General features: G+C 49.2%; 10 protein-coding genes and 1 tRNA gene. 3 read left to right on the top strand and 8 right to left on the bottom strand.

The genetic code is table 11. From position 1 onward, the window contains the following. Positions 1-177: 177 nt before the first annotated feature. From Q0577_RS27120 to rpsU, 4 genes are all read right to left on the bottom strand, one after another. Positions 178-251: transfer RNA gene (locus Q0577_RS27120), tRNA-Thr, on the bottom strand. Between the two features lie 231 nt (positions 252-482). Continuing rightward, the gene (locus tag Q0577_RS27115) at positions 483-782 is read right to left on the bottom strand and encodes an HPF/RaiA family ribosome-associated protein (protein ID WP_145713195.1); all 300 of its coding nucleotides are present in this window, start codon (positions 780-782) and stop codon (positions 483-485) included. A 395-nt stretch (positions 783-1177) separates the two neighbouring features. Continuing rightward, complete coding sequence (locus Q0577_RS27110) at positions 1178-2122, bottom strand: tyrosine-type recombinase/integrase (RefSeq protein ID WP_298742011.1); 945 nt, start codon at positions 2120-2122, stop codon at positions 1178-1180. Between the two features lie 77 nt (positions 2123-2199). Beyond that, a complete protein-coding gene (rpsU, locus tag Q0577_RS27105) occupies positions 2200-2397 on the bottom strand; it encodes a 30S ribosomal protein S21 (RefSeq protein ID WP_298742009.1) in 198 nt (65 codons plus the stop codon). Between the two features lie 108 nt (positions 2398-2505). On the opposite strand from rpsU, the gene Q0577_RS27100 reads away from it, so the two are divergent. Genes Q0577_RS27100 through Q0577_RS27090 form a run of 3 tightly spaced genes read left to right on the top strand, consistent with a single transcriptional unit; the run spans position 2506 to position 4870 of the window. Next, positions 2506-3120 (top strand): riboflavin synthase, encoded by a 615-nt coding sequence (locus tag Q0577_RS27100; RefSeq protein WP_298742008.1) that lies wholly within the window; start codon positions 2506-2508, stop codon positions 3118-3120. A 24-nt stretch (positions 3121-3144) separates the two neighbouring features. Further along, positions 3145-4137 carry a nitronate monooxygenase gene (locus Q0577_RS27095; RefSeq protein ID WP_298742006.1) on the top strand — a complete coding sequence of 331 codons (993 nt, stop codon included), beginning with the start codon at positions 3145-3147 and terminating at the stop codon, positions 4135-4137. Between the two features lie 40 nt (positions 4138-4177). Continuing rightward, positions 4178-4870, top strand: a complete 693-nt coding sequence (locus tag Q0577_RS27090; protein ID WP_298742004.1) for a hypothetical protein — start codon at positions 4178-4180, stop codon at positions 4868-4870. A 156-nt stretch (positions 4871-5026) separates the two neighbouring features. On the opposite strand, the gene Q0577_RS27085 is transcribed toward Q0577_RS27090, so the two are convergent. From Q0577_RS27085 to Q0577_RS27070, 4 genes are read right to left on the bottom strand one after another with little or no spacing between them, the layout of a single operon-like run. Then, positions 5027-6370, bottom strand: coding sequence for a DUF58 domain-containing protein (locus Q0577_RS27085; RefSeq protein WP_298742002.1), 1344 nt, complete (start codon positions 6368-6370; stop codon positions 5027-5029). Further along, a complete protein-coding gene (locus Q0577_RS27080; RefSeq protein WP_298742000.1) occupies positions 6370-7350 on the bottom strand; it encodes a MoxR family ATPase in 981 nt (326 codons plus the stop codon). Before Q0577_RS27080 ends, Q0577_RS27085 begins: the two co-directional genes overlap by 1 nt. Then, positions 7351-8577, bottom strand: a complete 1227-nt coding sequence (locus tag Q0577_RS27075) for a DUF4350 domain-containing protein (RefSeq protein ID WP_298741997.1) — start codon at positions 8575-8577, stop codon at positions 7351-7353. Next, complete coding sequence (locus Q0577_RS27070) at positions 8574-9425, bottom strand: DUF4129 domain-containing protein (RefSeq protein ID WP_298741995.1); 852 nt, start codon at positions 9423-9425, stop codon at positions 8574-8576. Before Q0577_RS27070 ends, Q0577_RS27075 begins: the two co-directional genes overlap by 4 nt. Positions 9426-9428 lie beyond the last annotated feature (3 nt).

Below are 9428 nucleotides of genomic sequence, written 5' to 3'. Positions count from 1 at the left end.
CTGAAGTCGAAAGACAGCGGATTTACAGTCCGCCCCATTTGGCCGCTCTGGAACCTGCCCGTGTTAAAAGCTCAAAAACCTAAATTCCAACTTAGCCCTCTTCCTTGGTAAAGAAGTGCTCTACCCGATCAATTGCAGATTCATGTAACCTGCAACCCGGGATCTGGAATTTATACGAGCCAGCAGAGGGATTCGAACCCCCGACCCACTGATTACAAATCAGTAGCTCTGGCCAACTGAGCTATGCTGGCATACCAAGTATTTTATCTCAAGATATCCGTAAAAGGAAGCGCAAAAATAACAGCTTTGTTGAAATCTCAAAATTGTTTTTTCAGCCCTGGGACACTCTTCGTTTTTTACCTGATCTGTTTTGGCTAAAATGCCCTACAGTAAAGAACTTTACTACCTTCACCGATCCCTTTTTGAATCGGGATGGCAAAGGTAGTAAAGAGGTTAATAACTTCAAAATTATTTTTCAGGATTTATTGAAATTTCTTTTCTTTTTGCCGCTTGATCTGATTTACAGCAGCATTGAAGGCGAGGTCGAAGGATTCTTCAAAGGATTTAGATTCATGTTTAACAAAAAGGTCGTGGCGGGGTATACGGATCTTTATCTCGGCAATCTTGTCTTTGATCTGGTGTGCTACATTGTCTAACTTAAGGAATACATCCACACTAACGATGCGATCATAGAAGTTGGAAAGTTTCTGGATTTTTTTGTTCACATGATCAATTAGCTTGGAATCTGCATCAAAATGCACCGTTTGAATTTGAACGTTCATGACACTAAATTTTTTAATATTTAACAATCTCAATTCAAGTGGGTAGTCATACTTTCATAGGCTCTCTGTTTAAAATGATTATGTGAAGAACTCTATTACTAATTTATAAATTTTTGCCGTCATTAGCACAATTAAAACCTAATAAATTGTTAACATTAAAAAGTTTGAAGTTTAAAGTTTGAGGTTTGAAGTCTGAAGTCTGAAGTTTGAAGTTTGTTAGAGGTTAAAGGTGCAGAGCGGGTGTTATACAAACAGGCTATGGGCCTGTGAGGCAGGGAGTTGGGTTAAGTATCTCGATACCTGATACCCGATACCTGGCACCTTTGACTGACAACATACATTTGGAACCCGAACCAGGAACCTGCAACAAACTTCAAACCTCAAACTTAAACCTGTTACGCTTTCGGGTGGGCCTGTTTAAACACATCCTTCAGCTTTTCGATGGTATTGTGGGTGTAAACCTGGGTGGCGGCAAGACTGGAATGCCCCAGCAATTCCTTAATGGCATTGATGTCTGCGCCGTTATTGGTGAGATGAGTGGCGAAGGTGTGCCGCAGCACATGCGGACTCTTACGCGTGATAGTGGTGATCTGGTGGCGGGTCAGATAATCCCGCACGAGGTTGTATACATACTTGGGGTATAGTTTTTTCCCGCTTTTAGGATGCGCCAGCAATACCTGCGGCGCCGGGTTTTCGAGCTCGCGTCGCTTACGGGCCATGTATTCCCTCAGCTGCTGTAGCAGCTCCCGGCTGATGGGAATGATCCGCTCCTTGTTCCCTTTTCCCAATACCTTGATGGTAAGATTACCGCTGTCTACATTCCGTTCTTCCAGGTTGATCAGCTCTGATAACCGGATACCTGTATGGTACAGCAGGTCAAACACCAGGCGGTGCGTTACCCCTTCCAGGTCGTCTGAAAAGATAGGCATCCCCTCCTCACCGCGTCGCATGCTGCGGTTGTCTTCCATGGCCTGCATCCCCTTTTCGTCTATAAAACCAGGCAAACGGCGGCTTACTTTAGGGGCCGATACCTTTACCATAGGCGTCTGCAATATCAGGCCCTGCCTTACGGTATACTTGAAAAAAGATTTAAGTGCGGAAATTTTGCGGTTAACGGTCCGGGGCTGCTGCTGCTCTCTTATCAGCTCAGCCAGCCAGCTGCGGACATGTAAATGCCCTATCGCAGAAAGCTCCAGCTGTCCGTAGTGTTGCTCCAGGAACTGAAAAAATTGGTGAAGATCCTGCCTGTAAGCGGCAAAAGTGTGCGCAGAATAGCGCTTTTCAAGCTGAATGTAGGATAAGAACCGGTCTACCACCGGATATTGTATATCTTCGCTCAACGCAAAAAAATTGATGATTGTAAAGTTATTAAAAACCTTACAATCATCAAGTATTTTGATGCGTAAGCTACGCCAGATTAATCTTCAAACTTGCCACTAGCCAGCTGCTGCTTGTAAACAGCTTTCAGCACCTGGTTACGGCGCTTAACAGAAGGCTTGGTGAAAGACTGACGAGAGCGCAGTTGCAGCAAGATACGCGCCTTTTCAAACTTCTTCTTGTACTTTTTCAGCGCTTTGTCAATGTTTTCGCAATCTTTAGAATCGATGATCAACATAATAAATGCTCCTTTAATAATTTTTAGGGAAGGCAAAGATAAAACAATGTTTTAAAAATACAAAAATCTCTAAAATCTTTACCTTCGGACTAACTAGCATATTGTACTATGTTTACCGGTATCATCGAATCATTAGGAGAAGTAATATCCACCAAGAAGGAAGGCGGCAACCTGCTCATCACCATCGGTTCCAGCCTTACACCCGAGCTGAAAGTAGACCAGAGCATTGCCCACAACGGGGTTTGCCTTACCGTAACCCGCCTGCTGGACAACGCGTATGAAACCGTAGCCGTGGCAGAAACCCTCCAGAAAACCAACCTGGGCCAGCTTATTCCCGGTCAGCAGGTGAACCTGGAAAGGGCCATGCTCTTCAATGGCCGTATAGATGGGCACCTGGTACAGGGCCATGTAGACAGCGTAGGCGAATGCCTCTCCGTTACCCCGCAGGACGGCAGCTGGGAATTCCGCTTCCGTTATCCCGCAACATTTGCAGGCCTGCTGGTGGAAAAGGGCTCTATCTGCCTTAATGGCATCAGCCTCACCATATTTAATGTAACAGACCGCGAGTTTTCCGTGGCCGTTATTCCATACACCTACCAGCACACCAATATATCTGCCGTTCAGCCCGGACATACCGTTAACCTGGAGTTTGATATATTAGGTAAATACGTGGCCAGGCAACTGCAGGTAAGCAGTTTACAGGCAGCTGTGGCCGCACAATGATACTATTTACAACACATTTACATAATGAACCTCCTCAACACCATTTACCCCATTATCCAGGCGCCCATGTTCCTGGTCAGCAACGAGGCCATGGTGAAAGCCGCTATGGACAGCGGCATCGCCGGCACTTTTCCCTCCCTCAACTTCCGCAGGGAAGGTGAGCTGAAAGCCGTGCTGGAACGCCTCAATGAACACCACAGCCAGCTGTCCACACCCGGTACCTATGGCGTTAACCTGATTGTTCAGAAAACCAACCCGCTCTACGTAAAACACCTGCAGGAATGTGTACAGGCCCGGGTGCCTTTCTACATCACCTCCCTCGGTAACCCAAAGCAGGTAATAGAAGCCGCCCACAGCTATGGCGGAAAAGTGCTCTGCGACGTCACCAACCTGGAACATGCCGAAAAAGCCGCAAAGGCAGGATGCGATGGCTTTATTGCTGTTTGCGCAGGAGCGGGGGGGCATGCAGGCCCCTACCCTATGCATGTATTGGTGCCTGCCCTGCAAAAAGCCTTCCCCGATAAATACCTGGTGGCAGCCGGCGGCATTGCCAGCGGCCGACAGATGGCCAGCGCCCTGGTGCTGGGCGCTCAGGCGGTGTCTATTGGCACCCGCTTCATCGCCAGCATGGAAGCCGCCGTAAGCGACGCCTACAAACAGGCCATCCTGGAATATGGTATGGAAGATATTGTGCTGACGGAACGCCTCTCCGGTACACCCTGTAACATTATCAATACACCGGCTGCAAAAAAAATAGGTTATAAACAGAACTGGTTTGAAAAAATGCTGAGCCGCAACCCGCGCACCCGCAAGTATTTTAAAATGCTGGTACAGCTGCGGGGCATGAAAAAACTGGAGCAGGCCGTGCGACCCGGCTCCTACCAACACCTCTGGAGCGCCGGGCAAAGCGTGGAAATGGTAGACGACATCATCAGCACCCGCGAAATAGTAGACCGCCTGGTGCAGGAGCTTCACAACTCGCTGGACCAGATCAGCGCGCTGCGGCAACAAGTATGAAGCACCGGATTCTGGAATGATTTTTTCTTCTGTTATAATTATGAGAGTGCACCTGTTGGCCGCCTTTTTACTGCTTCCGCTGTTATCAGCTGCCCAGAAAGCAGTGGTAACAGGCGTTACCGCCTTTTACGACACCACCGCCGTGGTAGAACTGTATAACCAGGCCCCTCTCGGGCTGGAGATCACCTACAATAACGGGGATATCCGGCAGACAGAGGGCTTCCTGGAGGGCGATTATCGCTGGAGAGCCATTAAAGTGTCCAGTCCCGACGGCGATTTCCGGAACGGCCACCTGTACTTTGACCGCCAGAAACTGGCCGGGCAGCATTACCGGGTAAAACTGGTGGTAACCCTTCCTGACGCAGGCGGCCATCCCCCTTTTGAAACCACGCTCCAACTGCCCTACATCACCGGCATACGTTTTAACCATTATGCCGACAGCCTGAAAAGAGGCATTCATTTTTACCTCAACGTTGAAGCAAAATTCAGTTCAGGCAGGATCTTTCCCCTGGATACCTCCAGCGTACAGCTGCAGACTTCCGCCGGGAAACTTCTCGGACAAGACCTTCTGCTGAACACCGGCGATACCACCCGCCTTATTAATGTAAGCGCCGTCTACAAAGCCAAACCCCGCCTTACCGCACACTCCGTAATTCCTGTAAAACAACTACCCGATGACGATTCCCAGGTGATAGAAGATGACAGGAGACCGAACAGGAAAAGGAAAAATTAGTTTGAGGTTTGAGGTTTGAAGTTTGAAGTTTGTTAGAAGTTAGAGGTTTAAAATTTAGGTATATAATAACCTACATATCTCAAGCAGCTTATTGCCCCGCTGACGGCTACTTTCAACCTGTCGCCTTCAACGAACCTCAAACGTCAAACCTCAAACTTAAATCAACATTCTTGCCTTCAGTTCCAGGTATTTGTTGATCACCTGTATGGTCAGCTGCTGGGGGGTTACCAGCAGCGACATGATGCCGTACTGAGACAGCTCGCGGGCAATGAGTTTTTTCTCGTAGGCAAACTGCTGGGCAATTACCTGTTTGTATATTTCTTCCACGCCGGAGGCCTGTTGTTCTGTTACTTTCTTCAGTGCCGTATTCTCAAAGAACACAACCAGCAACAAATGATAGCGGGCCAGTTTGCGCAGGTATGGCAGCTGCCGCTGTAACCCGGGCATGGATTCAAAATTGGTAAAGAGGATGAGCAGCGAGCGCTGGTTGAATGCCCTTCTGAGTGAAATGCTCAGTTTTTCGTAGTCGCTTTCCTCCCACTGGGTTTCCTGGGCATACAGCATTTCCAGCACCTTGTCCAGCTGCGTTTTCTTATTGCTGGCAGGCAGTATATCCACCTGCTGGGCGGCAATGGTAGCCAGTCCTGCCTTATCTCCTTTCTGCAGGGCCACGTTGCTGAAGATCAGCGTGGAGTTAATGGCATAATCCAGCAGTGTGAGTCCGTCAAAGGGCATCTTCATAGTACGCCCTTTATCTATCACACAGTATACCTGCTGCGAGCGTTCTTCCACGTAGGTGTTCACCATCAGGTTTTCCCTGCGGGCGGTAGCTTTCCAGTTCAGCATGCGTACATCATCGCCGCGGGTATATTCCTTGATGTGGTCAAACTCCATGCTGTGTCCAACGGTACGCTTTTTATGCACACCCAGCTCATTCAGCCGGTTCATGTAAGACAGCAGTTCAAAGTTGCGTAGCTGCAGAAAAGAGGGATATGTTTTTACCTGTGCTTCGTTCTCATAAATAAAACGCCGTTTCACCAATCCAAAGGGGCTGGATACAAAAGCGTTGGTATTGCCAAACTGGTAAATACCTCTTTCCAGCGGCCGTAGTGAAAAGGTGAATACCTGTTCTGCGCCCGGCTTTATCCAGCTTTTCAGCAGGTGGTCCCTGAGCTGGAACTGGAAAGGCAGTTCATCCACTATGGCCACTGATACCGGGAAACGGAAATTGCTGCGCACCTCTATACGCACCTCATTCTCATCGCCATTGCTGAAACGCACCGGCGTAATGCGCGTTAATTCCAGCGCATTACCGCGGGTAATGAACAGCAACGTCAGATCCAGCAACAACAGTGCCATCAGCGCTGCAAACACCAGCAGGGCAATGGTATACAAGGCCGGGTAGAAAAAGGATACAATGAACAGCAGCACATTCACACCCAGGGCCAGGTAAAACCGGTTGCCGAAGAACAGGGAACGGTATAGCGCTTTCAGGAACATTATCTGGGTACCTCCACTGCTTTAATGATCTGGGCAATCACTTCGTCTGCAGCAATGCCTTCCATTTCACGCTCAGGGGTGAGCATAATACGATGGCGCAATACATGCGGCAGCATCTCCACGATATCATCCGGCGTTACAAAATCACGATCGCGCATAGCGGCGATAGCCTTTGCACAGTTCATCACCGCCAGTGAAGCGCGGGGCGATGCACCGAGGTACAGCGATGGGTTTACGCGGGTTTCCTGTACCAGTGCGGCAATGTAATGCAACAGCTTTTCTTCAATATGGATCCTGCGCACCTGCGACTGGAACTCCAGCACCTGTGTGGCGGTTACCACACGGTTCACCATCATGGTAATATCCTGTACGCCGTTGTGCTGATGCATGGCCTGCAGCATGGCTACTTCTTCTGCTATCTCGGGATACTTCACCTCAATTTTGAACAGGAAACGGTCCAGCTGCGCTTCAGGCAGGCGATAGGTACCCTCCTGCTCTATCGGGTTCTGGGTAGCGATCACCATAAAAGGCAAAGGCAGCGGATGCGTGATACCATCGTTGGTGATCTGCCGTTCTTCCATCACCTCAAACAGTGCGGCCTGCGTTTTGGCAGGGGCGCGGTTGATCTCGTCTATCAGTACGAGGTTACTGAAAACAGGCCCGCGTTTATATTCAAACTCCCGGCTCTGGGGGTTAAATACAGAGGTGCCCAGCACATCAGCCGGCATAATATCGGGTGTGAACTGTATACGTGAGAAATCAGCGTCCACACAACGGGCCAGCAGTTTGGCGGTAAGCGTTTTAGCCACCCCCGGCACACCTTCTATCAGTACATGGCCCTGCGTAAGCAGCCCGGTGATCAGCAGATCTATCATCTGATGCTGACCGGCTATCACTTTGCCGATCTCCGCACGGATGGCCTCCACTGACTGGTGAAGGGTAGAAAGATCTGATCTCGGCTCAAATGTATTAACGTCCATTTATTTCGTATTTAGGTAAAACTGATGAATGTTCCTATAGAATTGCTGCAGGTCTGCATCGCTGACCTGGTCGGATAGTTGTATATGATGAATGCTTTCCACGATCTCTCTCACCACAGCATAAGGCTGTCCGGATTTACGTGCCAGCGTATCTATAAAGGCTGCGTTCAGATGCTGTGTACTGAGGTAGAAACGCGTACGCACGTATTCTGTCCAGTGCAGCGTCATCTTCTGCGCCAGGTTCCGGTTATTGCCCTGCTGGTAGTATAACTGGCCCAGCGTTTCCACAAACTCCAGCGAGTTATTAGCCAGTACAGGTTTATCAGGAATGATGCGCTGGCGCCTTTTGCTTTCAAAAATAACATATACCAGGAGCAGCGCCACAAACAGCCACAGCGCCCAGCGCATAGCCGGGTAACGCATCAGTACCTGCCACTCGCTGAAGTCGCCCTGCGGCCCGTTCAGATACTTATAGTACTCATCCCAATATACGCCCGAAGGCCGGTCGTAAGTATAGGCCAGCTGATGTTCCAGCGAAACAATGTTGTTGCCGTGCATCAGGAAATAGTTCGTAAAGGAGGAAGGATTCAGCAGTACGAAAATATCTCCCTTGCCATAGCTCACCCGGATGAAGTTAGGCCGCTGATGATGATTGGTAGCCAGTATAGTGGTGTTGGACGTATCCATGGCGGTAAAGTATCGTCCCTCGTATATTCCTTTACGTGAGAATACGGTATCTGCGCCTATATAGGGATTTACATAATGTTCTGCGCTGGGGGTGGAGGCCAGGGAGAACAGCATACGCTCGTCGTTCACGGCGACGCCCAGCCGCACTTTCAGTATGCTGTCCGGCCGGTTTACGGCCAGGAATAACTGGTTGCCTGTTCTCACAAACCGCAGCATATCATCTATATCTTTCTGGCTGGCGTATAGTTTATCTGCCACCAGTATGTACAGGCTGCCCTCTCCCCTGTTGAGATAAACGTTTTTCCTGTAAGTGCGCGTAAATGGCTTTGTCACTACCTTCACCGCTTCTCCGTTAAAGAGATGCTGCAGGCAGTTGTAAGCCACATAGCAACCGCCGGGCAGTTTATCTTTATGAGAGAAGCTCTGCTTGCTGAGATCCTGCCTGGCGTCGGCATTGCGCGACTGGTTGCCGGCTATCATCAGCAATATGAAGCATAGCACTACAAAGACAGTTACAATAATGAAAATCCTTGATCTCACCGGGTAAATCCTAGTTCGTTTATAAATTGACGGAACTGCCCATGAATGTGGTTAAACTGATCAGCATTCACATTCACTTCTCCGTACCATATGTATTCATAGTCTCTTGTAAGACGGACAAAAGGCTGGTACCATTGGGTCTTCAGCAATACGCGGAGGTAGTCTGCATTGGTTTTATCCTTGCTTAATACGATCAGTTCACGGTCTGCCATCATCCGCAGTGTCAGCAGGTGTAAAAAGCGTACGGCCTGCCTGAAATCACCCGCTGTTATCGCCTCCTGTAAATATCGCTCATACCCTGCAATGCCCGGGTCTGTAACTTCCGTATCGGGCAGGGGTTCTTCTGCCTGACCGCGGAAACGGAATCCCTGCTGACGCATGAAATAAAACACCAGCAGCAACAAGCCCGCTACCAGCAGTACAATGATCAGCAGGCGGATATTATACAGGAACTGCACCAGGCCAACCAATAATTTCACCAGCCATTCATTCCGCACCGGCGCTTTTTTCTCCTTATCATATTGCAGGGCCTTATCAGCTTTCAGTTTAGACATGACCTTATCAGGCACTTTGCGTTGCACCAGTCCGCCGTTCACCCACCACTCTTCCGTGCTGTCTATATTCACCGGTACCGCCTGATCCCAGAAAGAATGCGTTCTCACTTCCTGTTCTCCATAGGCTGTTTCCAGCTCATCGCTCTCCGGCGCCTGGAATGCGGCAGTGTCATACATACCGACATCAGCAAGCGACACGCTATCCAGCTCCTGCGCAGGTAACAACAGGGGAAGCAGGATGGCGACCAGCAACAGTAAACAGCTTCTATACCGATTCTTTATGCACATCATCATAGG

Source organism: uncultured Chitinophaga sp. (assembly GCF_937898475.1).
Lineage (GTDB): Bacteria > Bacteroidota > Bacteroidia > Chitinophagales > Chitinophagaceae > Chitinophaga.
The sequence above is the reverse complement of the archived record's forward strand: the minus strand, read 5'-3'. Positions and strand labels throughout refer to the sequence as shown.